General features: G+C 65.8%; 19 protein-coding genes and 1 pseudogene. 6 read left to right on the top strand and 14 right to left on the bottom strand.

Annotated elements, in window-relative coordinates; all coding sequences use genetic code 11:
- Positions 1–75 precede the first annotated feature (75 nt).
- The gene (locus AB2M62_RS10375; protein ID WP_404333492.1) at positions 76–1,767 is read right to left on the bottom strand and encodes a serine hydrolase domain-containing protein; all 1,692 of its coding nucleotides are present in this window, start codon (positions 1,765–1,767) and stop codon (positions 76–78) included.
- Between the two features lie 234 nt (positions 1,768–2,001).
- Between AB2M62_RS10375 and AB2M62_RS10370 the strand changes: the two genes are divergently transcribed.
- Positions 2,002–2,304: a hypothetical protein gene (locus AB2M62_RS10370; protein WP_404333491.1), complete on the top strand. Its 303-nt coding sequence runs from the start codon at positions 2,002–2,004 to the stop codon at positions 2,302–2,304.
- 80 nt (positions 2,305–2,384) lie between these two features.
- Positions 2,385–3,043: pseudogene (locus tag AB2M62_RS10365) on the top strand (hypothetical protein).
- A 26-nt stretch (positions 3,044–3,069) separates the two neighbouring features.
- Here AB2M62_RS10365 and AB2M62_RS10360 read toward each other — a convergent pair.
- The 3 genes from AB2M62_RS10360 to AB2M62_RS10350 form a co-directional block, all read right to left on the bottom strand.
- Entirely contained in the window at positions 3,070–3,249 is a 180-nt protein-coding gene (locus AB2M62_RS10360; RefSeq protein ID WP_404333490.1) for a hypothetical protein, read from the bottom strand.
- 288 nt (positions 3,250–3,537) lie between these two features.
- Positions 3,538–3,795 (bottom strand): SWIB/MDM2 domain-containing protein, encoded by a 258-nt coding sequence (locus AB2M62_RS10355; RefSeq protein WP_404333488.1) that lies wholly within the window; start codon positions 3,793–3,795, stop codon positions 3,538–3,540.
- Positions 3,796–3,827: 32 nt separating this feature from the next.
- Entirely contained in the window at positions 3,828–4,034 is a 207-nt protein-coding gene (locus tag AB2M62_RS10350) for a DUF2945 domain-containing protein (RefSeq protein WP_404333486.1), read from the bottom strand.
- Between the two features lie 111 nt (positions 4,035–4,145).
- Between AB2M62_RS10350 and AB2M62_RS10345 the strand changes: the two genes are divergently transcribed.
- Entirely contained in the window at positions 4,146–4,385 is a 240-nt protein-coding gene (locus AB2M62_RS10345; RefSeq protein WP_404333484.1) for a hypothetical protein, read from the top strand.
- Positions 4,386–4,390: 5 nt separating this feature from the next.
- On the opposite strand, the gene AB2M62_RS10340 is transcribed toward AB2M62_RS10345, so the two are convergent.
- On the bottom strand, positions 4,391–4,786 hold the full coding sequence (locus AB2M62_RS10340; RefSeq protein WP_404333482.1) for a BLUF domain-containing protein: 396 nt from the start codon (positions 4,784–4,786) through the stop codon (positions 4,391–4,393).
- A 272-nt stretch (positions 4,787–5,058) separates the two neighbouring features.
- Here AB2M62_RS10340 and leuA point away from each other — a divergent pair, with 272 nt between their 5' ends.
- Positions 5,059–6,720 carry a 2-isopropylmalate synthase gene (gene leuA, locus AB2M62_RS10335; protein WP_404333480.1) on the top strand — a complete coding sequence of 554 codons (1,662 nt, stop codon included), beginning with the start codon at positions 5,059–5,061 and terminating at the stop codon, positions 6,718–6,720.
- Positions 6,721–6,763: 43 nt separating this feature from the next.
- On the opposite strand, the gene AB2M62_RS10330 is transcribed toward leuA, so the two are convergent.
- The 5 genes from AB2M62_RS10330 to folE form a co-directional block, all read right to left on the bottom strand.
- The gene (locus AB2M62_RS10330; protein WP_404333478.1) at positions 6,764–7,144 is read right to left on the bottom strand and encodes a PRC-barrel domain-containing protein; all 381 of its coding nucleotides are present in this window, start codon (positions 7,142–7,144) and stop codon (positions 6,764–6,766) included.
- A gap of 75 nt (positions 7,145–7,219) precedes the next feature.
- Entirely contained in the window at positions 7,220–8,338 is a 1,119-nt protein-coding gene (locus AB2M62_RS10325) for a zinc-binding dehydrogenase (RefSeq protein WP_404333476.1), read from the bottom strand.
- Between the two features lie 18 nt (positions 8,339–8,356).
- On the bottom strand, positions 8,357–8,704 hold the full coding sequence (locus AB2M62_RS10320; protein WP_404333474.1) for a dihydroneopterin aldolase: 348 nt from the start codon (positions 8,702–8,704) through the stop codon (positions 8,357–8,359).
- Complete coding sequence (locus tag AB2M62_RS10315; protein WP_404333472.1) at positions 8,697–9,461, bottom strand: SDR family oxidoreductase; 765 nt, start codon at positions 9,459–9,461, stop codon at positions 8,697–8,699. Before AB2M62_RS10315 ends, AB2M62_RS10320 begins: the two co-directional genes overlap by 8 nt.
- Positions 9,461–10,081 carry a GTP cyclohydrolase I FolE gene (gene folE / locus AB2M62_RS10310; protein ID WP_404333470.1) on the bottom strand — a complete coding sequence of 207 codons (621 nt, stop codon included), beginning with the start codon at positions 10,079–10,081 and terminating at the stop codon, positions 9,461–9,463. The genes AB2M62_RS10315 and folE overlap by 1 nt, the downstream gene beginning before the upstream one ends.
- A 234-nt stretch (positions 10,082–10,315) precedes the next feature.
- Here folE and AB2M62_RS10305 point away from each other — a divergent pair, with 234 nt between their 5' ends.
- The gene (locus AB2M62_RS10305; RefSeq protein WP_404333469.1) at positions 10,316–12,934 is read left to right on the top strand and encodes a TonB-dependent receptor domain-containing protein; all 2,619 of its coding nucleotides are present in this window, start codon (positions 10,316–10,318) and stop codon (positions 12,932–12,934) included.
- Between the two features lie 206 nt (positions 12,935–13,140).
- On the top strand, positions 13,141–15,702 hold the full coding sequence (locus AB2M62_RS10300; protein WP_404333467.1) for a hypothetical protein: 2,562 nt from the start codon (positions 13,141–13,143) through the stop codon (positions 15,700–15,702).
- A gap of 50 nt (positions 15,703–15,752) precedes the next feature.
- Here AB2M62_RS10300 and AB2M62_RS10295 read toward each other — a convergent pair whose 3' ends face one another.
- The 4 genes from AB2M62_RS10295 to AB2M62_RS10280 all read right to left on the bottom strand — a co-directional run bounded on the left by AB2M62_RS10295 (position 15,753) and on the right by AB2M62_RS10280 (position 24,577).
- Positions 15,753–18,548 carry an EAL domain-containing protein gene (locus AB2M62_RS10295; protein ID WP_404333465.1) on the bottom strand — a complete coding sequence of 932 codons (2,796 nt, stop codon included), beginning with the start codon at positions 18,546–18,548 and terminating at the stop codon, positions 15,753–15,755.
- Positions 18,549–18,710: 162 nt separating this feature from the next.
- Positions 18,711–21,560, bottom strand: coding sequence for a TonB-dependent receptor domain-containing protein (locus AB2M62_RS10290; protein WP_404333463.1), 2,850 nt, complete (start codon positions 21,558–21,560; stop codon positions 18,711–18,713).
- A gap of 168 nt (positions 21,561–21,728) precedes the next feature.
- A complete protein-coding gene (locus tag AB2M62_RS10285) occupies positions 21,729–23,903 on the bottom strand; it encodes a M48 family metalloprotease (protein ID WP_404333461.1) in 2,175 nt (724 codons plus the stop codon).
- A 71-nt stretch (positions 23,904–23,974) separates the two neighbouring features.
- Positions 23,975–24,577 carry a TMEM175 family protein gene (locus tag AB2M62_RS10280; protein WP_404333459.1) on the bottom strand — a complete coding sequence of 201 codons (603 nt, stop codon included), beginning with the start codon at positions 24,575–24,577 and terminating at the stop codon, positions 23,975–23,977.
- Positions 24,578–24,628: the final 51 nt, after the last annotated feature.

Below are 24,628 nucleotides of genomic sequence, written 5' to 3'. Positions count from 1 at the left end.
GCAACGCAGGCATTACCGGGACGGTAGACAGCGCCGGGCCACCCGATCGCACCGGTTGGCGATGCCTGGAGATCTTCAGGGCGTCGTAATGCGCGGGGCAGTCTTTTCCTCACCGTCCTGGCGCAACCTGAGGCCCTCGATTTTGCCGCCCGACCCGTAAAAGCGCAGTTCGAACGGCACAATCGTGCCGAAGAAATCGAGCGGTCCCGACGCGTGAACCGGCAGTGCCTGCTGGCCGGTCAATTGAATCATCAGCCGATTTTTCGATCGGAACACCGTGATCACCTGGTCTGGATCGAGCCGGTAGCGGCCGACCAACTTGTCCAGGTCTGCAGGCGGGATCGCCAGGACGGGCCGGGCGGCTGGCGCAGCAGGCGGCGGCGGCGCGACCGCGATCGGCGAGCCGGTCAGCAGATGCAGTGCGATATCGTCGACGCCCGGTTGGGCCATCGCGTTGGCCAATACGACGACACCGCGCCGACGCACCGGATCGAAAGCTATCCGCGTCAGATAGCCTCCGGTCGCGCCGCCATGGGTAACAATCTCGCCGATCGGCGTCTTCGCGATCATCCATCCGATGCCCATTGCAGTGTCGGGGTCGCCGCCGTCACCCTGCGCCACCCGCATGGCATCCATGGCCGTCTTCAACGGCGTCGGGGTGAAGCCGAGATGCGCGGCTAGGAAGGTCAGCATATCGTCCGCGTCGGATCGCAGGCCGCCTGCCGGGCGCATCACGCTATCGTCCCACGGCGCGACCGGCCGCAGGAACGCGTCATGCGGAATTGCCTGATGACGCATGTCGCCGCCGGAATGGCGGATTTGCGTGTCCGCGAGTTTTAGTGGGCCGGTGATCCGTGTCCGGACCAGCGTCTCATACTCGGTGCCGGCGCGTTTCGCGAGGATCTGCCCCAGCAGGGCGACGCCGAGATTGGAATATTCATAGCGGGCGCCCGGCTCACGATCCGGCACATAAGCCCCCAGAAATTGCTCCATCAACGCCGGCGTATAGTCGGCATAGGGATTGCCCTCGTCGGTGCGAGGAAGGTTGAGCGGCACGCGCGGCAGCCCAGAGCGATGCGTCGCCAGATCGAGTAAAGTGATTTCCCGGCCGCGGACCTTGGGCGTGGCGGCAGCGGGCAGATATTTCGAGAGGGGATCGTTCAGACCGACCTCACCGCGCGCCGCCATGTCCGCTAGCAACAGGCCGGTGAATATCTTGGTGATGGACCCGATTTCGAACAGCGTTCGGCTGTTGGCCGGGCCACGCACGACGATCCGCCGACCCCGCGGGTCGATCACGCCGACGACGATCGCCTCGCCCGGGCGCTGTGCGAGGCGCCGCGCAAGGATATCGCCGATTTCGAAGTCAGTCGGCACTGCCCATTCGGCCGGCGATCTTGCCGGGCGCGGAGGGGGGCCGCCTGGTGCCAGCGTGAGGGGTATCTGCGCGGTCCCTTGCGACCAGGTGCCTACCCAGCATCGCGCAATCGCATCCCATTTGGCGCTGTAGCGGCTGCCATTGGCGGGCACCACGAACGACAGAGTCGTCGCCGTCCTAGTCACGTCGGTCAGCGGCGTGTTCCATACCCTTTGGTCCAGGCTGTCGAGGCTGCCGCTGATCACTCCGCGCTCGTCGATGCGAAGGTGCAGCACGACCCGCAGGGTCGCCCGCGACGCAAGGGTAAGTGTGCCCTGCCACGTGCTGCTGCGCTGTGCCGAAGCCGGAGCGTGCGACACAACCTGCGCCATGGCCACGATGGCGCTCATAAGAATGGCTATGACGTCCCCCTGAATCCGTCGACTAGGTGCGGCCTTACCCTGTGTCGGTCTTACGGGATCTGAACGACTCCACCAATGGCCCTCCCAGGCGATTGGACGTCGCGGGATCTGGCCGGGCCATCCACTTGCCCGAGAACATGCACAGCCGGACAGAATCACATTGTTGGAACCCAAGCGGTGAGTTTGGGTTGTTGCGCTTGGTTAATAGTTGAAAGAAAAATCATGCGTTCAGTGAGTAAGCTTATCCCCGTCATGGTCCTGGTCGGCGCCGTTGGTCTCGGTGGCTGCGCGTCCAAATCCTATGTGCGCGACCAGATCGCCCCAGTGAGCCAGCGCGTCGATGCGCTCGAGACCCGGCTGCAGGAGACCGACGGCACTGCCAAGGCGGCGCTGGCGGAGGCGCAGGCTGCTTCGGGCCAGGCACAGCAGAATGGCCAGCGGCTCGACCAGCTCAACGGTCGCGTCGACGGCGTCGATCAGCGGCTGACCGTGCAGGAGCGGCGCGTGAAGCGCCCGCGCAACTGAGGCGGCATCTTCGCAAGAACTGAATTTTCCGGCGCTCGCCTTTCGGGGCGGGCGCCCTTGCCTGTCGAGCGCTTGAATTGATGATCAACTGGTTTCTGGCGTTCGCCGGGCTCGCTGCCGCTTCGATGACCGGGGGTGCCGGGCAGGGGGGCGCTTCGCCGCCCAAGCCCGAGCTTGCCCCCTCGGAGGCGACGACGCGCGTCGCCGAATGGATCGCGGCGTCGGGGGACAACCGCACCTTGCCCTATGCCATCGTCGACAAGACCGGGGCTGCGCTGTTTCTGTTCGACCGGAAAGGCAAGCCGCTCGGCGCGGCGCCGGTGCTGATCGGCGTCGCCACCGGCGATGATGCCACGCCCGGCATCGGCAGCAAGAACCTGGCTGAAATCGGGCCGGCGGAGAAAACGACACCGGCCGGGCGCTTCCTAGCCAAATTCGGCATTGCGGTGGGGAAGGAGCGGGTGCTCTGGGTCGATTATGCCACCTCGGTGGCGCTGCATCCGATCCCCAAGGGGGCGAGCCCGAAGGAGCGGCGGCGCCAGCGGATGCTGTCGCCGACCCCCGAGGACAATCGCATCACCTTCGGCTGCATCAACGTGCCGCTGGCCTTTTACAGCAAGTCCGTGCGGCCGGTTTTCCAAAAGAAGGGGGGTATGTCTATGTGCTGCCCGACACCAAGCCGCTGGAAGTGGTGTTTCCCCGGCTGCGCGTCCAGGCGCTGACCAGCGGCACGCGCTAGGCCGCACGCCCGTGGGGCGCGCTTGGTCAGTGCAGCTTGGCGATGTTCAGCCCGTCGAGTTTGGCGCGTTCTTTCACCGATTCCTCGCTGCGGGTGAGCGCCTTGGCGATCGCGCGCAGCGGCATGCCCTTCTTGGCCAGGGTGTGGAGCTTTTGGATCTCGTCGGTGCGCCAAGGCTGGCGGTGGCGTTCGAAGCGTTCGGCCATTTTGGTCTCCTGTGGCGCGGCCCCGCGGCCGTGGAAAAACTGTGGATAAATGCGCCGGGGCGCGGATCCGGTGCGGCGGATAGCGTGGATTTCGCAGCTTTGGGAGGCGAATCAACGGCATCCGGGCCTGATCGGCCGCGCAACACAGCAAGGAGCGAGGTAAGGCCGGGGCGCTGAGTCGGTCGGGCTAAGTCCCGTATCTGCTTCCCAAGCGAAAAGGGGCGGGCCTCTTGCGAGACCCGCCCCCGTGTCCGTGTCAGTCCCGCCGGCATGGCGCCGGCGCGGGGCTCACTTGACGTGCTTGGAGATGTGTTTGTTCATCTCGAACATCGTGACCTTGTCGGCGCCGAAGATCGGCTTCAGGGTCGCGTCCGCCAGAATTTCCCGCTTGTTTTCAGGGTTCTGGAGGTTGTGCTTCTTGATGTATTCCCACATCTTGCTGACAATCTCGCTGCGCGGCAGATCGGCGGTGCCGACGATCTTGGCCAGGTCAGCCGAGGGAGTAACCGGCTTGGCGATACCGCCGCGTGCTTTCGTCTCCGCCATATTCTTCGTCTCCTGTTCTGCCCGCTACCGGGCTATTCCTTCGTCAGCGCCCCCGGCTTGTGGGAAGCCTTTCCGCCGTTGTCGCTCTCGACGATGTACTGCGGTTCGTGCTGGGATGCACGCACCTGATGCCCTTTGATCGTGGTATCGCGCGTCTGTCTAGAGACGACTTTGCCGTGTGCGGTGGCGCCGTGCGATTTCCAGGTGACCCGATCGCCCTTTTCGAGGTGCTTGGCCATGCGCTTCTCCTGCTTGGGTGCAGCAAAAGCGCATGAGCGGGGTGATCGGTTGCCCGGTAGGCCGGCGCGCGCGGCCATGCTAGGAACGCCGCGCTATAGGGAGAGCTGGCAATGCGGGTTTTGGGGCGAGTGGTGGTGCTGGGCGGCGTGTTGGGATTGAGCGCATGCGGCGGCGGCGGCACGACCGGCACTAACTACTCCGATCCGCCCCCAATGGCCGAGATCGTCGCGACGCCGACCCCCAAGCCGACGCCGACCCCTGAAGCGAGCGAGACGCCCGAAGCGGCGGCCGAAGACGCCAATGTCGCGGCGCCGGCCGCCAACGAGGCAGTGACCACCAACGCAGAATAATCGGCTCAGGCGCCGTCGCGGACTTTGACGAACCCCTCGAAGGTGGCCCGCACATTCGGATCGGCATTGGCCGTAAGCTCGCGCACGCGCTCGATGAACCGGTCCGCGTCGGTGCCGGGCATCCGGTGTGCCATCTCCCAATCGCCGAATTCGCGGGTGTCGACAGTCCGGCGCGACAGTAGCACGATGGCACGGTGGCGGGCGTCGCCCTTGATCCGCGCGAAGGCGGCTTCGACTTCGGCTTCGGGGCCCTCCAACGCCTGGAGGAAGCGGGCCTTGTCCGAATAGAGCAGCCCGGTGATGCCGTCGCGGCGATTGTTGGCGCGCGACGTGGCGAGAATCGCCGTTGGATCGAAATCGGCCTGCGGGCTCAGGCTGCTGACATAGACGAGTTGCAGCATGGTGCTTTCTTCCTTCCGCGATTAGGCCGTCATGCCTCTAGTATATGGGGATTTTTTCCGCGCTTGTCGTGAGCGATGGACAATTTTGCCGCCGCGCGGCATTATCGCGCCGTGACCGATGCGCTACGCCTTCTTCGACTTATCCGCCCTTAGGGGCAGGACCGCGTCACGCGCACGTCCCTAAGGGCAATCGGCCTGAGGCCAAGCAAGACCTTCTAGCATGACCAGGCACGCGCTATGCGCGGCCGCGACCCCTTGAGAGGCGAAGTCCCATGTTGCGCGATCCGAGCGTCAAATACCGTCCCTTTCCGCAAGTGAACCTGCCCGACCGGCAATGGCCGAACCGGACGATCACCCAGCCGCCGCGCTGGCTTTCCACCGACATGCGCGACGGCAACCAGGCGCTGATCGATCCGATGGACGGCGAGAAGAAGCAGCGCTTCTTCGAATTGCTGTGCAAGGTCGGCGTCAAGGAAATCGAAGTCGGCTTTCCGAGCGCGGGCGCGACCGAATTCGACTTCATCTCCGGGCTGGTGCGCGAAGGGAAGATCCCCGACGACGTGACCATCCAGGTGCTCACCCAATCGCGCCAGGACCTGATCGAAACGACCTTCCAGAGCGTGAAGGGCGCCCGCCAAGCGATCGTCCACCTCTACAACGCCGTGTCGCCGGCGTGGCGCGACGTGGTGTTCCGGATGAGCCGCGACGAAGTGCGCGAGATTGCCGTCGCCGGCGCCAAGGTGCTGCGCGACGAGGCGGCCAAGCAGCCGGACACCCAGTGGCATTTCGAATATAGCCCCGAGACCTTCTCGACCGCAGAGCTCGATTTCTCGGTGGAGGTCTGCGAGGCAGTGATGGAAATCTTGCGCCCGACCCCCGAGCGGCCGCTGATCCTCAACCTGCCGGCGACGGTGGAGGCGGCGACGCCCAACATCTATGCCGATCAGATCGAATGGTTTTGCCGGAACATCCGCAACCGGGACTCGGTGGTGATCAGCCTGCACACGCATAACGACCGCGGCACCGGCGTCGCGGCGGCGGAACTGGGGCTGATGGCGGGCGCCGACCGAGTCGAGGGCTGCCTGCTCGGCAATGGCGAGCGCACCGGCAATTGCGACCTCGTGACCGTGGCGCTCAATATGTATACCCAGGGGATCAACCCGGGGCTCGACCTCTCGGACATCGACGAGATCGTCAACACGGTGAATTATTGCACCAATATCCCGGTGCACCCGCGCACGCCCTATGCCGGTGATCTGGTGTTCACGGCGTTTTCGGGCAGCCACCAGGACGCGATCAAAAAGGGTTTTGCTGCGCAGGAAGCGCGCAACGATCAGCTCTGGAACGTGCCCTATCTGCCGATCGACCCCAAGGATCTGGGGCGCGACTACGAGGCGGTGATCCGGGTGAACTCGCAGAGCGGCAAGGGCGGCGTCGCCTGGGTGCTCGAGCAGGACCGCGGGCTGAAGCTGCCCAAGCGGATGCAGGCGGATTTCTCGCGCCACGTCCAGGCGCTGGCCGATGAGACCAGCCGCGAACTCAACGCGGCTGACATCCGCGGCAAGTTCGAGGCGGTGTATCTGCCGAGCGACAAGGACCGGATCGCGCTGGTCGATTATGAGGAAACCGGCGCTGCCGGCAGCCGCGTGTTCGTCGGGCGGATCGCGATCGACGGTGTCGAGCAGTCGATCTCGGGGCGCGGCAATGGCCTCATCTCGGGCGTGATCGACGCGTTGGCGGGTACGACCGGGCCGACGCTGGATGTGGTCGATTATAGCGAGCATGCGATCGGCCACGGCGCCGACGCGCAGGCGGCTGCCTATGTCGAATGCCGGACACCGGACGGGCGGACCGTGTTCGGCGTGGGGATCGACGCCGATATCGCCACGGCTTCGGTGCGCGCGGTGCTGAGCGCGGCGAACCGGGCAAGCTGATAGGCGGCGCGGCCGGGGTCGTCCGGCCGCGCCGCCCTCGGCCTCAATTATAGTTCAGGCCGTAATAGCCATAGATGCGCTCGCCATAGGCCTGGTCGTAGACCGGCTGTTCGTCGGCGGTGTAGCGCGGGGCGGCTTCGAGGGTTTCCTTGTCGATGTCGACGACATAGCCGCCCTGATCGACATCGTAGCTGAGCTTTTCCCAGGGCAGCGGATAATAGTCGCTGCCGATGCCGAACACGCCGCCGAACTGGAGCACGGCATATTCGACCTGGCCCGAGAATTTATCGACCATGAAATTGTAGATCGAGCCCAGCTTCTCGCCGTCCTCGTCATAGACGGCGGTGCCCTCGACCTTGTTCGAGGCGATGAGGGCTTCGGTCTCGTCGGTCGCGATGTCGTTGGCGATTTCCGTGTCGGTCATAGCACGTCTCCTCGACTCAGCCCCCGCCGGCGCAGCGAGACTGCGCCGGGGCGGTGACTCCGCGATGACAACGGCTCAGCGCGTCGGATCGATCAGATATTTCTCGCCGGTCGCCTTCTTCGCATAGGCAGTTAGGATCTGCGGATCGAGCGCCTCGGCGAGCGAGATCGTCGCGGTATAGTTGCTGGCGAACGTCGTGGTGAGTTCGGCAGCGACGCGCGCGCGCAGGCGCTGCACGCCTTCCATGCCGAGCTTCATCAGGAACGGCGTGAGCAAGAAGCCGCTGACGCCCCAGGCGAAGCCATAGCCGCGATCAAGCTCGGTCGGGCCGGTATCGAGCGCGCCATAGATATAGACCTGCTTGAAGGTCGAGGAACCGTAGCGGCTATATTCGGTGGCATTGCGATTGGCTGCGGCTTCCATCGCGTGGAGGATGGCGTTGACCAGCCGGCCGCCGCCGATCGCATCGAAGGCGAGGGTGGCGCCGGTCTCGGCGATCGCATCGGTGAGCTTCTCGCGGAAATCGGCGGCGCTGCTGTCGACGATGTATTTCGCGCCGATCTCGCGCAGGATCGCGGCCTGGGCCTCGCTGCGGACGATGTTCACCAGCGGCACGCCATCGGCGATGCAGATGCGGTTGAGCATCTGGCCGAGGTTCGAGGCGGCGGCGGTGTGGACCAAGGCCTTGTGGCCCTCGCCGCGCAGCGTCTCGACAAAGGCCAAAGCGGTGAGCGGATTGACGAACATCGACGCGCCGTCTGCAACGGTGGCACCTTCGGGGAGCGGGATGCAATCGCGCGCCGCGATCTTGCGATACTGCGCGTACATCGCCCCGCCGATCATGCCGACTTTCTTGCCGAGCAGGGCAGTGACATGCTCGCCAGCCTGGACCACGGTGCCCGCACCTTCGTTGCCGACGGGCATCGATTGATCGAGCCGGGCCTTGAGTCCGGCCAGACGCGCCTGCGGGATCTCGGCGGTTAGGCCGGGGGTGCCGCTGACCTTGAGCGTCGAAAGATCGGCGGGGCCGAGCAGCAGGCCGAGGTCCGATGGGTTGATCGGCGCGGCCTCGACGCGGACGACGACTTCGTCAGGGCCGGGGGAGGGGACCGTCACGGTCTCCAGGCCGAGCGTGAGCGTGCCGTCGCTCGACACCTTCGAGCGGAGTTCGAGCCCGGTCAGTTGTTCGGTCATGCATGCTCTCCTGTAATTTTAACGGCGGCGGGTGATTTCGCAGCCGATCTGGGCATCGGGATAAATATCGAGCTTCATCGAGCGTACCCGGACTTCGAAAACGCGAGGGTCGCGCAGCGCCAGGGCGGCGACGCGGTCGCACAACGTCTCCTGCAGCGCGAAATGCTGCGAACCCGCGAGCGCGTGGATTTCGCTGCGGAGGAAGTCGTAATCGACCACTGCCTCGATGCGGTCCTCGGGCGGTGCTTCGTAACGGCACGCCATCTCGACGTGGAGCCGGACGCGCTGGGGTGCCTGTTCGTGCGGGTGGATGCCGAGGCCGATCGCGACTTCGAGTCCTTCGAGCAGGATCGTATAGTCAGCCAATCGGACGCTCCCGGCCGTCGAACATCACATCGCCGTCGCGCGGCAGGAAGCGCTGGCCGCAATCGACGAAGACATTCTGCCCGGTAATGCTGCGACAGGTGAGCAGATGCTCCACCGTCGCGGCAATGTCGTCGAGCGCTACCGGCTGCTGGAGCAGGTTCTCGCGCGAATGGCGGGCGAATTCCTCGGCGCTCTGATCGAGGCTGGGCAGGGTCAATCCGGGCGACACGGCATTGACGCGGATCCGCGGGGCGAGCGCGCGGGCGAGCAGCTCGGTCGCGCTGGCGAGCGCGGCCTTGCTCAGCGTGTAGGTGAGGAAATCGGGATTGAGGTTGGCGAGCTTCTGGTCGAGCAGATTGACCATGGCGCCGCGCTCCAGGTCGTCCTGCGCGGCCAATGCCGAGGCGAGTGCGATCGGGGCGCCGCAATTGACGCGCATATGCTGGTCGAGCAGCGTGAAATCGCTGAGCGGCAGCGCGTCCCAGGCGAATTGCGAGGCGTTGTTGACCAGCCCCTCGATCGGGCCGCCAAGCCCGTCGCGCGCGGCTTCGATCAGCGCAGGAGCCGTGGCGGCATCGGCGAGCTCACCCGAGACGATGCACGCGCGGCCGCCCGCATCCTCGATCATGCTGCGCAGCATTTCCGCGTCATCGGGTGCGTGGTGATGATGGATCGCAACCGGATGGCCGCGCAGCGCCAGGCGGCGGGCGATGCCCGCGCCGATCCGCTTCGCCCCGCCGGTCACCAATATTCGCATCAATAGCCCATCAGCTTGAGCACTTCCTGGCGGCTGCGTTCGTCGTCGCGGAACACCCCCATCATGCGGCTGGTGACCATGCCGACGCCGGGGGTACGCACGCCGCGCGCGGTCATGCAGCCATGCTGCGCCTCGATCACCACGGCGACCCCCTGCGGCTTGAGCTTTTCCCAGATGCAATCGGCGACCTGCGCGGTGAGGCGCTCCTGGACCTGGAGGCGGCGGGCGAAGCCGTGGAGCACGCGGGCGAGCTTCGAGATTCCGACGACGCGGTCCTTGGGCAGATAGGCGATCGATGCCTTGCCGGTGATCGGCGCCATGTGATGCTCGCAATGCGACTGGAACGGGATGCCGGTGAGCAGCACGATATCGTCGTATCCCCCGACTTCCTCGAACACGCGGTCGAGATGGTGCGCAGGATCCTCGCCATAGCCCTGGCAATATTCCTTCCAGGCGCGCGCGACGCGATGGGGCGTGTCGAGCAGGCCCTCGCGGCTGGGATCGTCGCCAGACCAGCGGATCAGCGTGCGGATCGCATCGGCGACCTCGTCGGGGACCGGAAGCTTGGGCGGCGGCGCGACGATATCGCCATCCTCGGGATCGCCGTGAAATTCGCGCATCGCTAAAGCCTTCCTTACTCAATCTCGAATGACGCTACGGCAACCTGGGTCCTGCTGCGTACCGCCTTCTCGAAAGCCATGTCGCACGGGGAAAAGCGGCGAAATTCCGCGACGTTCCGCTCTGTATGCCCGTTGACGGTTCGAGAAATGCAGCGATAGTTGCGCGTGAAATAAAAGCAACGCCGTCGCCGGGGCACAAACGTGCGACGAATCATCAGGGAGGGGACTGATCCCATGAAGAAGCTGGACCTTTTGGCAGCGACTGCGCTCACGCTGTTCTTTGCCACACCCGCCTTCGCGCAGGATAGCGCGCCGCCGACCGCCGCGCCGGAAACGCAGGACGCGCAGGACTATGAGAGCGCCAACGACATCGTGGTGACTGCGACGCGGCGCAATTCGACGGTGCAGGACGTACCGATCGCGATCACCGCAATCGGCGCCGAGCAGTTGCAGAATGCCGGCGTGGACAATGTCCGCGACCTCGAGCAGCTTGCGCCGTCGATCCAGAGCTCGACCGGTCAGTCCTCGGCGACGGGCACGACGATCTATTTGCGCGGCATCACCACCGGCGGCGACAATCCCGGCTTCGAGCCCGCAGTGGGCGTGTTCATCGACGGCGTGTTCCGCGCCCGCGCCGGCGTGGCAATCTCCGAGCTTCCCGAGCTCGAGCGCGTCGAAGTACTGCGCGGTCCTCAGGGCACGCTGTTCGGCCGCAACACCTCGGCCGGCGCGCTGAGCATCTACACCGCGCAGCCGCAATTCGACATGCACGGCTATGCCGAGGGCACGATCGGCAATTACGGCATGTATGGCGTCAAGGGCGCGATCACCGGGCCGGTGAACGAGGTGCTCGCGCTGCGCCTCGACGCGAGCTATCGCAAGCGCGACGGCTATATCAAGGATGCCAATAGCGACCGTCGGGTCAATGACGTCGACCGCTGGAACGTTCGCGGCCAGGCGCTGCTCGACAGCGGCGACGTCACGTTCCGGCTGATCGGCGACTATTACCAGACCGACGAGCATTGCTGCGGCACGGTTTCCGTCGTGCGCGGCCCCTTGGCCCCGGCCATCCAGGCGGTTGCCGCATCGCACGGCCTCACCGGCATCTACACCGGTCCGCCCAGCGACCGCATCCAGGCGATGTCGCCCAATCGCGATTATGGCGAGAGGGTCAAGGACTGGGGCATTTCGGGCGAGCTCAACTGGGATCTGGGCGGCGCCAAGCTGACTTCGATCACCGCCTATCGCAACTGGCGCGCACTGCGAAACCAGGACATCGACTTTTCGGGGATGGATCGCGCCTATCGCGACAATTACCGCACCCAGCTGAAGGACTTCACGCAGGAAGTGCGCCTCCAGGGATCGGCGTTCGGCGGCACGCTCGACTGGCTGATCGGCGGCTTCTATCTCAACGAGAAGAACGATCTGCGCGACACCGTGCGCGTCGGCAACGACGCCAATCTCTATGTCGATTCGGTGCTCAACGGCGCTACCCGATCGGCGACCCTGCCGACGGGGGCGCAGTTCTTCGGGTCGCTGGGGGCGAGCGCGCCGCTGTTCGGCCAGGTGCTGCTCGCGCAGAACCCCGTCGTCGCGCCGCCGCCCGCGGTTGGCCTGCCTCCGGTCCGGCTGCGCGATATCGCGCCCGTGGGATCGCCGCTCTACGCCTATCTCAATACGCCGCTCACCGGAAACCCCTCCGGATCGGGCAACAATAACGACGATTTCAGCGTCAAGACCAATGCCTTCGCATTGTTCACGCACAATATCATCAACGTGTCCGACAAGCTTTCGCTGACGCTGGGCGCGCGGTGGAATCATGAATCGAAGAAGCTCGACGCGTCGATCAACAACTCCACCCCGGCGTGCGGTTTCTTCTCCAGCGCCGATCCCCGCGCGGCGACCTATCGCGCGCTGATCCAGGGGGCGAGCTCCGCGCTGTATCAAAACCTGTTCCTGCTGAGCTGCAACCCGGCGGTGAACAGCGAGTTCAACGGCAACTACACCGACAAGTTCAGCGACGACGAGATCACCGGCACCGCCAAGCTGGCGTATAAACTGTCCGGCCATCTGCTCGCCTATGCCAGCTACGACCACGGCTATAAATCGGGCGGCTATAATCTCGATCAGGCCACGTTCAATTCGGTGGTTTTCGGCGGCAATGGCGCGCAAGGATCCGATCTGCGCTTCGGCGCCGAGACCAACGACGCGTTCGAGCTGGGCGTGAAATACAGCCCAAGCCGCGAATTCTCGCTCAACGTCGCGGCCTTCTACATGAACTTCTACGGGCTCCAGAGCCTGGTGTTCTCGGGCAACAACTTTGTCGTCCAGAACGTCGACAAGAGCATCAGTAAGGGCATCGAAATCGAGTTGACGATCCGGCCCGCCCGCGATCTGACCTTCCAGCTCGGCTACAGCTACATCAGCGCCAAATACGACAAGTCCAACGACTTCACCGGCACGCCGCTACAGGGCCAGGAGGGGCTGCAGTTCAACAACCAGCCAAAGCATACCGTGACCGGCGCAGTGACCTGGGAGCCGCAGCTTTCGAGCGGGATCAAGGGGCTGGTCCATGTCGACTTCCGCTACAACAGCGAAGTCGACATCCCGTCGAGCAACCCCGATCCGGTGACCGGCCACACTGCGCTCCGCAACGAGGGCTATGGCCTGCTCAATGGCAGCATCGGCCTGCAATCGACCGACGGGAAAATCCGTGGCGAAGTGTTCGTCGAGAACGCGACGAACCAGTTCTATTTCATCACCGGCTTTGCGGTGCCCGAGCAGACCGGCAATTATAACGGCTATCCGGGCTATCCGCGCTTCTATGGCGCGCGGCTGCGCTTCGGCTTCTGATCGACAAGGGGCCGGCGGCGGCCGGCCCCTTCGAAAATAATCACCCTTGTCCGGTTTTGACCGCGAACCCCGTTTCTTCTCCATAACGGGGATGGATGGCGGCCGCTTGCGGCCTCCGGAGAGTTAGGCAGGCGACCTCTGAGCGCGTCTGCCCGGCCGAATAACCCCGAACGTCGCACCAAACTGCAACGCTAAGGGGATCGACCATGACTGCACAGTTCAACAGCCGTACGGCGCTGCGCGCCTTCGCCACCGTTTCCACGACCGCGCTCGCACTGATGCTCGCCACCGGCGAAGCGCAGGCGCAGAACGCGCAATGCCGCGATGCCGCCAACAATCCGGTCGGCACGCTCCAGCCCGGATCGGACGACAACGCCCTTTGCGGTGACGCGACCATCAACGGCGATTCCAACGTCGCGATCGGCGAGGGGGTGACCGTACAAGGGCCCGGCAACACCGCCATATTCGGATCAGTGGCGATCGGCTATTCCGCGGACGCGACCTCGGGCACTTCGGTGGCGATCGGCGCGGTAGCGGAAGCGACGGGCTCGAGCTCGACGGCAATGGGCTTCGGCGCACATGCCGCCGGCACCGAGTCGCTTTCGCTTGGCCTGGTCTCTCAGGCGTTCGGCAACCAGGCGATCTCGATCGGCGCAGTGAGCGTTGCCGATGGCGATTCGTCGATCGCGGTGGGCCGCGCCGCCAATGCGCAGGGGGCGTTCTCGATCGTGATGGGCGACGGCGCTTCGTCGGTGCTGGGCGACAGCATCGTCCTCGGCCGAAACGCCTCGGGCACCGATTACGGCTCGATCGCTTTGGGCTATAATTCGGAAGCCGGCGACCAGGCGACGGCAGTCGGCTTCATTTCGGCGGCAACCGGTGACAGCGCGTCGGCCTTCGGCCTCGCCGCCTGGGCGGCGACCGACCTCAGCACTGCGATCGGTTCTTCGACCTATGCATCGGGCGCGGCATCGGTGGCGCTGGGGTTCGGCTCGACGAGCAGCGGCGCGAACTCGGTGGCGCTGGGCACCGTCAACGCGGCCAACAATGCCTATACCAGCGCCGCCGGTGCCAACAGCGTCGCGATCGGCGCGGCCAGTTCGTCGGCCGGCTCCGGGTCGATCGCGATCGGCGCCGATGCGCTCACCGCGGATTCGGACTCTGTCGCGCTGGGCTTTGATGCCCAGTCGCAGGGCTTCAACGCCACCACGCTGGGGTCGCGGACGCGGGCCGGCAATTCGGGCACCGCAGTGGGTGAGGCGGCAACGGCAACGGCATTCGGCAGCGTCGCGCTGGGCGTCGCGGCGAACAGTGGCAACGTCTTCGACGTGGCGATCGGCTTGACTGCATCGGCGACCGGCGGCCGCTCGGTGGCGATGGGCCTGAACTCGACTGCCTCCGGCGCGCTTTCGGTTGCGATCGGCGGGCAGGACGGCGGCAGCGGCGTTTCGACCGTCGCCTCGGGCGCGCGCAGCACTGCGCTCGGCGCTACGGGCCAGGCAGTCGGATCCGACAGCGTCGCGCTCGGCTATGGCAGCAACGCAACCGCGAACAACGCCGTGGCGCTGGGCGCGGCATCGGTGGCGGACCGCGTGAACAGCGTCTCGGTCGGCGCGGCGGGTGCCGAGCGGCAGGTCACCAATGTCGCGGCAGGCACCGCGGCGACCGACGCCGTCAACCTTGCCCAGCTCAATGCCGTCGAGGCGACTGCCAATACTGCTTTGTCGACGGCGAACAACGCGCTGGCAGCCGCGACTACCGGCGGCGCCACTGCGGACCAGGCGTTGATCGCGGCCACCGGCGCGCAGGGGACGGCCAACACCGCGCTCGCCAACGCGGCGACTGCGCAGGGCACCGCCAACACCGCCTTGACCAATGCGGCCACGGCGCAAAGCACCGCGGATACGGCGCTCGCCACGGCGAACACGGCCTCGGCGAACGGTGCCTATTTCCGCGCCAACATGACCGGTCCGGGGCCGCAGGCCACCGGCACGCAGTCGATTGCGATGGGGGCCAATTCGGTGGCGTCCGGTCCTTCGTCGGTGGCGATCGGCGACGCTGCGCGCGCAATTGCCGGCCAGTCGGTGTCGATCGGTGCGGGCAATGTCGCGAGCGGCAATGGCGCGGTGGCGATCGGCGATCCGAACACCGCGACCGGCCAGGGCGCCGTCGCGCTGGGCCGCAACAACACCGCCACCGGCCAGGGCGCCGTCGCGCTGGGCAACCAGAGCACGGCGAACGGCGCCTCGGCGGTGGCGCTGGGCGACGGCGCCAATGCCGGCGCGGCAGGCAGCGTCGCGATCGGCCAGGGTGCGGTGGCGACGCGCGTCAACCAGGTCGCGCTGGGAACGGGTACGTCGACCTACACGATGTCCGGGATCAACTCGGCGGCCAGTCGGGCGGCGCAGCAGGGCGCGCTCAGCCTGGTGACCAGCGACGCTGCCGGCAATCTCGCCACCACGACGCTCGACCTTACCGAGATCGGGAGCCTCGGCACTCGGATGACGCAGGTCGAAGGGCGGCTCGACAAAGGGTTCCGCCAGGCCAATGCCGGCATCGCCGCGTCGATGGCGCTGGCGGGCACAACGATCCCGTCCGACATGAACGTCGCGGTGTCGTTCAACCTCTCGACCTATCGCGGCGAGCAGGGCTTTTCCGGGGCGGCCGTCGCCAAGCTCGACGACCATGTCTGGGTGAGCGGCGGCTTTGCCGGCTCGACTGTGAAGGGATCAACCGGTGGCCGGGTGGGCATGACCTTCGGCTGGTAAAGAATGCCGACGCCGCGCCCCGATCCCCGGCGCGGCGGCCAGCCGATCGGTCAGGCGGTCGCCGCCTTGCCGATCGGTTGGTTCGCGATCGTGCCGTGCGGCGCGGGGCGGCCCCAGAAATAGCCCTGTGCCTCATCGCAGCCCTCGCTCTCGAGCAGGCGGAGCTGGCCTTCATTCTCCAGCCCTTCGGCGAGCACCGGCACCTCAAGGCTGCGGCCAAGCGCCAGGACGGCGCGGATGATCGCGCGAGCCTGATGACTGCCGTCGGACTCGATCAGGAACGACTTGTCGATCTTGATCTTGTCGAACGGGAACGAGTTGAGCGTGTCGAGCGACGAATAGCCGGTGCCGAAATCGTCGATCGCGATCGCGACGCCGAGCGCCTTGATCTGGCGCAGGACGTGAAGCGCCCGGACCTTGTCGGCGACGAATGCGGTTTCGGTGATTTCGAGCTCGAGCCGGTGCGCGGGAAGGCCGGCGCTGACCAGCGCGTTGGCGACCATCTCGACCAGCCCGACATGCAGCAGCTGGATCGGCGAGAGATTGACTGCAACGCGCCAGGGTTCAGGCCATCGCGCCGCGTCCGTGCAGGCGGTGCGCAGCACCCATTCGCCAAGCTGCAGGATCTCGCCGCTTTCCTCGGCGATAGGAATGAATTCGGCGGGTGAGATCCAGCCATCGCGCGGATGGCGCCAGCGCAGCAGTGCTTCGTAGCCGGTAACCTCGCCGGTCGAGACCGAGCGTTGGACCTGATAGAGTACCGAGAGTTCGCCTCGTGGGATCGCTTCGCGCAGGTCGTTGGCGAGCACGCGGCGGGTGCGCGCGGCCTCGTCCATGCCGGGCTCGTAGAAGCAGGTCTGGCGGCCGACCGTCGCCTTGGCGCGGTACATGGCAAGATCGGCGTTGTTGATGACCTGCTCGCGCGTCTGGCCGTCTGCCGGGAACAGCGCGACGCCCAGGCTGGCGCCCAGCAACAGCGACAAGCCATCGGCCTCGACCGGCGTTGTGAGCGCCGTTTCGAGGCGCGCGACGAAATCGGCAAGCTCGGCATCGTCGGTAAAGCATTTGAACGCGGCGAACTCGTCGCCGCCGAAGCGCGCGATGCATTCGCCGTCGAGCGCGCCACCGCGCATCCGCTGGGCGAGTTCGATCAGGACGAGATCGCCGACGGCGTGGCCGTGGCTGTCGTTGATGTCCTTGAAGCGATCGAGATCGATCCCGACCACGGCGATCTTTTCGCCGTTGCGCGCGGCGGTCTCGATTTCCGCGTCGAGGCGATCATTGTAGCTGACGCGGTTGGGCAGGCCGGTGAGGCCGTCGTGCAGCGCCATATGGGCGATGCGCTGCTCGGCGCGGCGCTGCTCGCTAATGTCCTCGAATGTCGTCACCCAGCCGCCCTCGGGCGTGGGGCGGTGCGCCACGGACAGCGTACAGGCCGCAGTGAACGACACGATCAGCGTGCCGCCGTCCGGGCGGGTGATGTAGCTGCGATGGCGGCGAAGAACTTCCTTGAGCGTCTCGGCGGGAACCGGGCCACCAGCCCGTTTTTCGAGCGCAAGGCGGAACACGTCGGCGAACAGCGTGCCGGGAGGCACATCGTCATGCGACAGATTGAAGAGCGTGCCGACACGTGCGTTGGACATGATCAGCCGTTCGTCCGGACCGAACAGGCAGAGACCATGCTGCATGTTCGACATCGCGGTATCGAGGTTGCGGGTGAGCGCCTCGAGCCGGTCCTGGTCTTCCTTGAACCGCGTCATGTCGCGGGTGATCTTGGCGAAGCCGAAGAACTTGCCGTTCGCGTCGCGGACCGTTTCGATCGTGACGTGCGCCCAGAAGCGGCTGCGATCCTTGCGATAGCGCCAGCCTTCGCCGCTGAACTTGCCTTCCCTGCGGGCGATCTCCATCGCACGGGCGGGCAGCCCGGCGGCGGCGTCTTCGGGCGAATAGAATGCCGGGAGGGCGAGGCCGATCGCTTCGGCGGCGGTGTAGCCCTTCAGTCGCTGCGCGCCGGCGTTCCAACTCACCACGCGACCCTCGGCGCTGAGCATGTAGAGCGCGCAATCGCTGATGCCCTGGACGAGCACGCGGAACTCGCGCTCGCGCGCTGCGATCGCCGCCCGGGCGCGGCCGCTGAGCAGTGCCGACATCATGCCGATGGCGAGGAAGCTGAAGGCGGCGCCCGCCACCGCGATAGCCATCGACAGCGAAGAAAGCAGCGTGCTCGGGTTTTCCAGCTCGCTGTCGGGCATCAGCCCCATCCCGGCCATGCCGGTGAAGTGAAGCGAAAGGATCGCGGCAACGAACAGCAGTCCCGCGAAGATCGCGCTGGGCACCGAGCGGCGGTCGAGCGCCAGCCCGAGTGCAGGAATCATCGGCACGATCGCGAGGGGCAGCGAAGCGATCACATAGGGCGCGGACCACGTAAAATGCCCGGCGACCTCGACGGCCTGCATGCCAAGATAATGCATAGCGGCGACACCGCCACCGACGATCGCAGCGGCGAGGCAGCGCGTGCCGAGGCGTCGCGAGCTGAAGGCAAGGAGGAAGCCCGAAGTCGTGGCGGCAACCGAGACGAGCAAGGAGAGGAAAGTCGCACGGGCCTCATAGCCGACGACGATGCCGGGATCATAACCGAGCACTGCGATGAAATGCGTTGCCCAAATGCCGAAGCCACTCGCCAGCCCCGCCCAGCAGATGCGCCGCACGCGGCCATTGGCGGTTTCCTGTCGCGCGTGGCGGAGCAGGGTTACCGCCGTCATCGACGCAGCGATGCAAATCAGTCCCGCGAGTACGACCAGCCGGAAGTCATGCTCGTTCTGAAGGCAATAATAGATCCTGAGCATGATTCGTCCGGCGATGCGTTCCGGATAGGCAATGCCGCTAAAGCCTTAATAAATCGCGGCTTTGGTTCGTGCCCTGCTAAGCAGTTATACGGAGCCGGTTGTCCCGGTCGTGTAGCGAGGCCCGGCCGCGATGGCGACCAGGCCTGCTCGTTCACCGAAGCGTCAGAAGCCGTACGAGATCCGCAGATAGCCGAACTGGCCGGGAATATCGTAGGTCGTCGGATCGAAATTGGCGCTGTCGCAGGTGAAGCATTGCGGCGGATCGCGATCGAACACATTGTTCACGCCGGCGGTGAGCCGCCAGCGATTGCTCATCCAGCCCGGCGAGAGATAGAGTTGGACGTCGCCGTAGAAGACGCTGCCCATCCGGTGCTCGCCGTCGCGCTCGTCAACCGCGCTGATGTAGCGGCCGGTGAACGCGATGCCATAGCCTGGGGTCGACCAGTCGAGCGTGCCGTTGAGCTTGAACTTGGGATAGGCCTGGTCCGGGCTGCCACGCTCGGTGCCGGCATATTCCTGAGTCGGCGCGTTGAGATCCGACGGCGGCACGATGTTGTACTTGATCAGATGCGCCGCGTTGACGTTGAGGCCAACAGTGCCGCCGCCGAACTCGGTTGAGCGGAAGTTGAGCGTCCAGTCGATCCCCGAAGTCTCGATCGCGTTGAGGTTGAGCAGCCGCGCATTGATCGAGGCGACTTGCCCGCTGCCAGTGCGCTGGATCGACGCGCAGCTCACCGGATCGGCATTGAACGCGCAACGCGACAGAGTCAGCGTCGCCGGCACCGAGTTGATCGCGTTGGTCAGCTTGATGCTATACCAATTGACCTCGAGGCTCAGCGCACTGGCGAAGCCGCCGGTCGCCCAGCTCGGGCTGTAGACGCCGCCCGCGGTCCACGTCTCCGCAGTTTCGGGCTTGAGCGCGGTATTGCCCTGCGAGAACACGCCGAGCTGGCCGCCATTAGGCTCGGCATAGCTGCCATTGGCTGGGACGCCATTCGCGATGCAATTGGCGCGGACGGTGGCGTTGCTCTGGAACGCGCCGCCGGCGGCGCTGGTGCAGGGATCATCGATCGTCGCGTCGAAGCGCGATGGTCCCGCATAGAGCTCGCCGATGCTCGGCGCGCGCAGGCTCTCGGCATAGCCGCCGCGGAACAGCAGGTCGCGCACGGGCTTCCACAGGCCGGAGGCCGTGAAGGTGGTGTTGCTGCCGAACGACGAATAGTTCGAATGACGCACTGCGCCGTCGAGCTCGAGCGACTGGATGAACGGCGTGTTGTGGATCAGCGGGATGCGGATTTCGCCATAGGCTTCATCGACGTTGAACCCGCCGCGCGCCGGGCTGGTCGGCACGTCGGCACCAAGGCCGGCGACGATGATCGGATCGGGATCGTAGCTCGCATGCTGGTCGCGATGCTCATAGCCGATCGCCACGCCGACCGGACCGGCCGGAAGATCGAACAGCTCGCCGGAAAGGTTGGCCGTGAAATCCCACAGCCGCTGGCTGCTCTTGTCCTTCTCGTCGAAGGTTACGTAATCGAGCATCGGCTGAGTGATCGAGCCCAGCCCGCCGAAGATGTTGAACGGCACGCACGGCGCGGTGCAGTTCGCCACCGGCCCCAGCGCTTGGGCCAGGTTCGCCGCGTTGACGTTGCCGGTAAACAGCTGATGTGCATCGTTGATGCCGTAGACGCCGTTAATGTCCCAATACCAGTTGCGCTCTCCGACCTGGAACGAGCCGTCGAGCGTCACCGTCGCCGACATCGTGTCGACATCCTGGGTGAATACGCGCTGCCCGCCCTCGACGAAGCGGCGGCGTATCATCGAGTAATTGGCCGGCGTGCCGTCCGCACCCGACGAGAGCGTGCCGAAGGGGTTGTACGGGTTGGTCGCGTCGATCGAGATCGTATCGAGGATATTTCCATTGCCTGCATCGGGGCCGATCGACAGCGGCAGGAACGCCGCCTGCGTGCTCGAATGGCGATGGTTGGCGACCAATTTGGCACGTAAATTGATGTTATCGCCCAGCGCCTGCTTGAAGTTGACGAAGCCGCCATAGCGCTCCGAGGGGGTCAGCAAATAATTGTAGGGCGCGAAGTTGAACGAGTCGGTGCTCGAGTCATAAGGCCGATAGTCGGCAAGCGTCGGTCGGCGCCCGATTACGGGCGCGATCAGCGTTTGATTTGGCAGCCCTAGTACGCCGAAGCGCCCGTTCGGCGTCGCGCTGGAGCAGCCCCCCGCGGCGCAGCTGGTGCCGCCCGGCGTGGGGAATTGGGAGATCGCGCGGTCGGCGGTGCTGACGCCTTCCTGCTTGGTGTAATAGCCGCCGAACACTAGCGAGGTGCCGGTCTCGGGCGACTGGATTCCGTAGCTCGCTTCGTAATTCTGGGTGTGGCCGTCGCCATCGCGATAGGTGCCGAATTGGGCCGAGGCGCGCAGGCCCTCCTGCTTTTGCTTGGTGATGATGTTGACCACGCCGGCAACCGCGTCGGAGCCGTAAAGCGGCGAGGCGCCCGACTGGAGCACTTCGACGCGCTCGATCATGCTGGTGGGCAGCGCGTTGAGATCGACCGAGGCGGGGATGCCGCCCGCCGCCGATCCGTTGACGTAGCGCAGGCCATCGACGAGGACGAGGGTCCGCTTGGCGGCGAGATAGCGCAGGTCGATCTCGGCCGAGCCCGAGCTGACGCCGGTGCCGTCGGGCGGGCCGCCGATATTGCCGGCGTTGTTGACCTTGGTGTTGAGGCCGCCGCCTGCACTGGGCAGGCGCTGGAGGACGTCGGCGATCGAGCTGAGGCCGGTGCGCGCGATCGACGCCTCGTCCACGGTGACGACGGGCTTGTCCTGATCGAGCGGGCTGCGGCGGATGCGCGATCCGGTGACGACGATGTCCTGGTCGGCGCTCTGTTCGTCACTAGTCGGCGCCGTCTGTGCCTGTGCCGGCATCGCCGCCAAAGCAGCGGCAAGTGCCGCCGTCGCCACGCCCACAGTCTTCCACAAGATGATATCGCGCATGAATCGAACCTCCGTTGAGACCGATCGAGACATCCTCTTTCTTATTTTCTGACGGCAGAGAAACAAACGGACGATCATTGCGCAATGGTTACATTGGGATCGGCTACGATCCCGCAGCTTGTGTGGCTTTGGTGTTACAACCGTCGCCACCAGCACGGCGGCGGCCTGTTATTCTATCGGCTCAGGACCAATCGCCGCGGCGAGCGCCGCTTCTTGCTGCTCGAGCTGGATGCGGGCGTGATCGGCGACGCGATACTGGTGGATGCGCTCGGCAAAGTCGTGCGCGGTCATGCCCTGCAGCCGCGAGGAGTCGATCCGGATGGTGCGCTGCTTGTCCTTGATCTTGGCGCGGCGACCCTTGGCGCGCTTCGGCATCGCGGAGCCGGGCTCGAGATGGACCGTGAAGCGCAATCCCTTGCTGCGATTGGCTGGGCCGACGATGTGATAGCCCACCTGCTCGATTTCCGCCCAGGCGATCGGACGGTCGACGCCGTCGAGCCACACGGTCCGCGGCGAGAGCGTGACGAAGGGTCGGGCGCCACGCAGCACCATCCGCAGCCCGATGCCGAAGAACAGCACGGCGATAGCGCCGGTCACCCCTGCGATGATGTCGGCGCCTTCGGGAAATTGCCTCTGTTGCAGCTTCACGCCGATCGCCATTGCCGCGAATAACAGCCCCACCGGCAGGATAAACCAGCCCGCGGCCGCGGCGCTGTCGCGTACCGCCACTTCGTCCTCGGCGACCGATCCAATAGCGGCCTGCAGCGAATTGCGGTGGGCGCGGTGTGCAGCACGGGCATTGTCGACGAAATCGGCGGTAAGCGTTTGGAACAGCTGGTCGGGAGCGGCGAAAAGCGACGCGACGCGGGGCAGCGCTTCGGCATCCGGGGGGCTCGCGACCCGATCCAGCAATGCAGCATCGGGCGTGATTCCCAGCGCGGCAAGCCGCTGGTGGCGTGGCGGGTGGGTGTCGGTGGGATGCGGCGCGCGCTGCTCGGCATGCGCGTCGCTATCCTCGAAGCCGTGCCGCTGGGCGTGCTCGAACGCCGCGGCGACTAGGTCGGCGGGCGCTGCCTGCGGCTCGCGAAACGCGGCACCCAGCACTTCGCCGACCCGCTCGGTGACGCCGCCATGGCGCAGCAGCGCGCGGCCCTGCGCCTCGGGCGAAGTGATCCGCGCGCCCGCCTCGTCCGCGGCGAATTCGCGCAGCCGGCTCCAATATTGCACCGCGCGATCGAACCGCTCCATCACATAGAGGCCGAGCTCGATGGCGGGGCGCGTGATGAACCCGTCCGATCCGTCGGCGCCGCGCCCGGCCAGAACCATCGCCGCCAGCGACCGGTTCACCCCGGCATAGATCGGCAGGAAGCGCAGGCTGTATTCGGTATCGCCGCCGGTGAAATGGCCGAGTTCATGGCCGATGATCGCCTCGCTCTCGTCCTGGCGGAGCAGCGGCAGATAAGGCAGCGGCAGATAGAGCGTGCGGCCGGTGAAACTCTCGCCGCTCGGCCAGAGCAACTTGGGTCCTGACGTGACGAAGAAGCCGCCGGTGAGACCCACGACGATCCGATCGGGATGCAGCGCGCCCAGCTTTTCCGCCAGCCCCTCCACCCAGCGCCACAGTCCCGGCGCCGCTTCGCGTGACACGCTGCGGCCGCTGATCTCGAGCGGATCGGGCTGGAACAGGGCGAGCGTGCTGCGCAGGTTGAACACCGCCTTTCCCGCCGTCCATAGCGAGAAGCCCATCACGATCACGGCGATCGCGACGAGCTTGAATTCGCCGGTGGTGGGATTGTCGAGTTCGGCGAGCGGCGCGACTTCGAACGCCACGGCGGCGATGACTCCGATTGCAGTCGTGACGACCAGCGTGCCGAGCAGCGCGGGTAGCAGCCGGCGGACGAGATCGAAGCCGCGTTCGAGCGCATCGCGGGAGCGCCGCCCGGCCGCGCCGAGAAGCGCAGCGCCGATCAGCGTCAGCAGCGAGAGCGCGAGAACCAGCGCGGCGCAGAAGACCACCACCAGCGGCAAGGGCGCGCGGAGGCGGGTGATCAGCACGGCGCGATCGAGCCGGTTTCGCTCTTCCTCCGCGACGGTGAGCGCATAGGGCCCGCCATAGAGCTTGCCGTCCTTGCGGAACTGGACGGTGAAGGGGATCGTGCCGCTTTCCGCACGTTCCGCCTGGAGCGCGGCGATCTCACGCGCGATCTGCACGCGCTGGGCCGCGATTTCCTGCTGATGCGCCGGGGCGCGCTGTTGCTGCCAAAGGCCGAGCCCAAGCACCGCGGCGGGCAGGATCAACGTGGTGAGGACGAGGACAAAGCCGGCACGCATGTGGCGCAACATTGATTCACTCACTTTCCCCGGATGCGGCGGGACCAGATCATGGCCGCGCATTTCGTGCAAGCGCGGCCGCGTCAGCCGCCGAACAGCACGTCGAAAGGGCTCTTGGGGAGAAACCAGAGGATGGCGACCAGCGCCGCGCAGGCGAGGCCCGCCCAGGGCGACAGCAAGGTGAGCGCGATGCCACTGGCATAGATCGCCGAGGTGACCAGCCCCTTGCGCGACGTGCGGGCATGATAGGCCTGGGAGGCTGCGTCCTGCTTGCCGGTGCGTCGGACGACCGACAGCAGCCAGACATAGGCGAAGGATGGCAGCATCATCACGATCATGTAGAGCAACGTGGCCTGCTGGCTGAACCGCTGCTCGCCGAGATAAGCGGTGGCGAAGGGGACGAGCGAGAGCGCGAAGAGCAGGGCGATGTTCGACCAGACCAGCGCATTGGTGACATGCTCGGCGTGGTGGAGCAGGCGGTGGTGGTTGACCCAATAGACCGCGACATAAGCATAGCTGAGCACATAGGCGGTGAAGACCGGCCACAGCGCCCAGAGATGCTCGAGCCCATGTTCCTCTGGCGCTTTCATCTCGAGCACCATGATCGTGATGATGATCGCGATCACCCCATCGGAAAAGGCTTCGATACGGGTGACGCCGCCGCGGCCTTCGGTTTCTTCGGTCATGCTTGCCCCCTCGCGTGTTGCCCCCTTGTGGCGAGGCCGCCCGCGAGGGGA

This window comes from Sphingomonas sp. MMS12-HWE2-04 (genome assembly GCF_044881185.1).
In the GTDB taxonomy this organism is placed as follows: domain Bacteria; phylum Pseudomonadota; class Alphaproteobacteria; order Sphingomonadales; family Sphingomonadaceae; genus Sphingomonas.
Note: the sequence above shows the minus strand (reverse complement) of the source record. Positions and strands in the feature narration are given on the sequence as shown.

What these genes read in the sequence shown, in the direction of transcription:
- AB2M62_RS10355 (WP_404333488.1), bottom strand. Translation starts at nt 3,795, where the DNA reads ATGGCGGAGACGAAAGCACGCGGCGGTATCGCCAAGCCGGTTACTCCC.
- folE (WP_404333470.1), bottom strand. Translation starts at nt 10,081, where the DNA reads ATGCGCGAATTTCACGGCGATCCCGAGGATGGCGATATCGTCGCGCCG.
- AB2M62_RS10340 (WP_404333482.1), bottom strand. Translation starts at nt 4,786, where the DNA reads ATGCTGCAACTCGTCTATGTCAGCAGCCTGAGCCCGCAGGCCGATTTC.
- AB2M62_RS10305 (WP_404333469.1), top strand. Translation starts at nt 10,316, where the DNA reads ATGAAGAAGCTGGACCTTTTGGCAGCGACTGCGCTCACGCTGTTCTTT.
- AB2M62_RS10315 (WP_404333472.1), bottom strand. Translation starts at nt 9,461, where the DNA reads ATGCGAATATTGGTGACCGGCGGGGCGAAGCGGATCGGCGCGGGCATC.
- leuA (WP_404333480.1), top strand. Translation starts at nt 5,059, where the DNA reads ATGTTGCGCGATCCGAGCGTCAAATACCGTCCCTTTCCGCAAGTGAAC.
- AB2M62_RS10285 (WP_404333461.1), bottom strand. Translation starts at nt 23,903, where the DNA reads ATGTTGCGCCACATGCGTGCCGGCTTTGTCCTCGTCCTCACCACGTTG.
- AB2M62_RS10360 (WP_404333490.1), bottom strand. Translation starts at nt 3,249, where the DNA reads ATGGCCGAACGCTTCGAACGCCACCGCCAGCCTTGGCGCACCGACGAG.
- AB2M62_RS10290 (WP_404333463.1), bottom strand. Translation starts at nt 21,560, where the DNA reads ATGCGCGATATCATCTTGTGGAAGACTGTGGGCGTGGCGACGGCGGCA.
- AB2M62_RS10350 (WP_404333486.1), bottom strand. Translation starts at nt 4,034, where the DNA reads ATGGCCAAGCACCTCGAAAAGGGCGATCGGGTCACCTGGAAATCGCAC.
- AB2M62_RS10330 (WP_404333478.1), bottom strand. Translation starts at nt 7,144, where the DNA reads ATGACCGACACGGAAATCGCCAACGACATCGCGACCGACGAGACCGAA.
- AB2M62_RS10345 (WP_404333484.1), top strand. Translation starts at nt 4,146, where the DNA reads ATGCGGGTTTTGGGGCGAGTGGTGGTGCTGGGCGGCGTGTTGGGATTG.
- AB2M62_RS10300 (WP_404333467.1), top strand. Translation starts at nt 13,141, where the DNA reads ATGACTGCACAGTTCAACAGCCGTACGGCGCTGCGCGCCTTCGCCACC.
- AB2M62_RS10280 (WP_404333459.1), bottom strand. Translation starts at nt 24,577, where the DNA reads ATGACCGAAGAAACCGAAGGCCGCGGCGGCGTCACCCGTATCGAAGCC.
- AB2M62_RS10295 (WP_404333465.1), bottom strand. Translation starts at nt 18,548, where the DNA reads ATGCTCAGGATCTATTATTGCCTTCAGAACGAGCATGACTTCCGGCTG.
- AB2M62_RS10375 (WP_404333492.1), bottom strand. Translation starts at nt 1,767, where the DNA reads ATGAGCGCCATCGTGGCCATGGCGCAGGTTGTGTCGCACGCTCCGGCT.
- AB2M62_RS10370 (WP_404333491.1), top strand. Translation starts at nt 2,002, where the DNA reads ATGCGTTCAGTGAGTAAGCTTATCCCCGTCATGGTCCTGGTCGGCGCC.
- AB2M62_RS10325 (WP_404333476.1), bottom strand. Translation starts at nt 8,338, where the DNA reads ATGACCGAACAACTGACCGGGCTCGAACTCCGCTCGAAGGTGTCGAGC.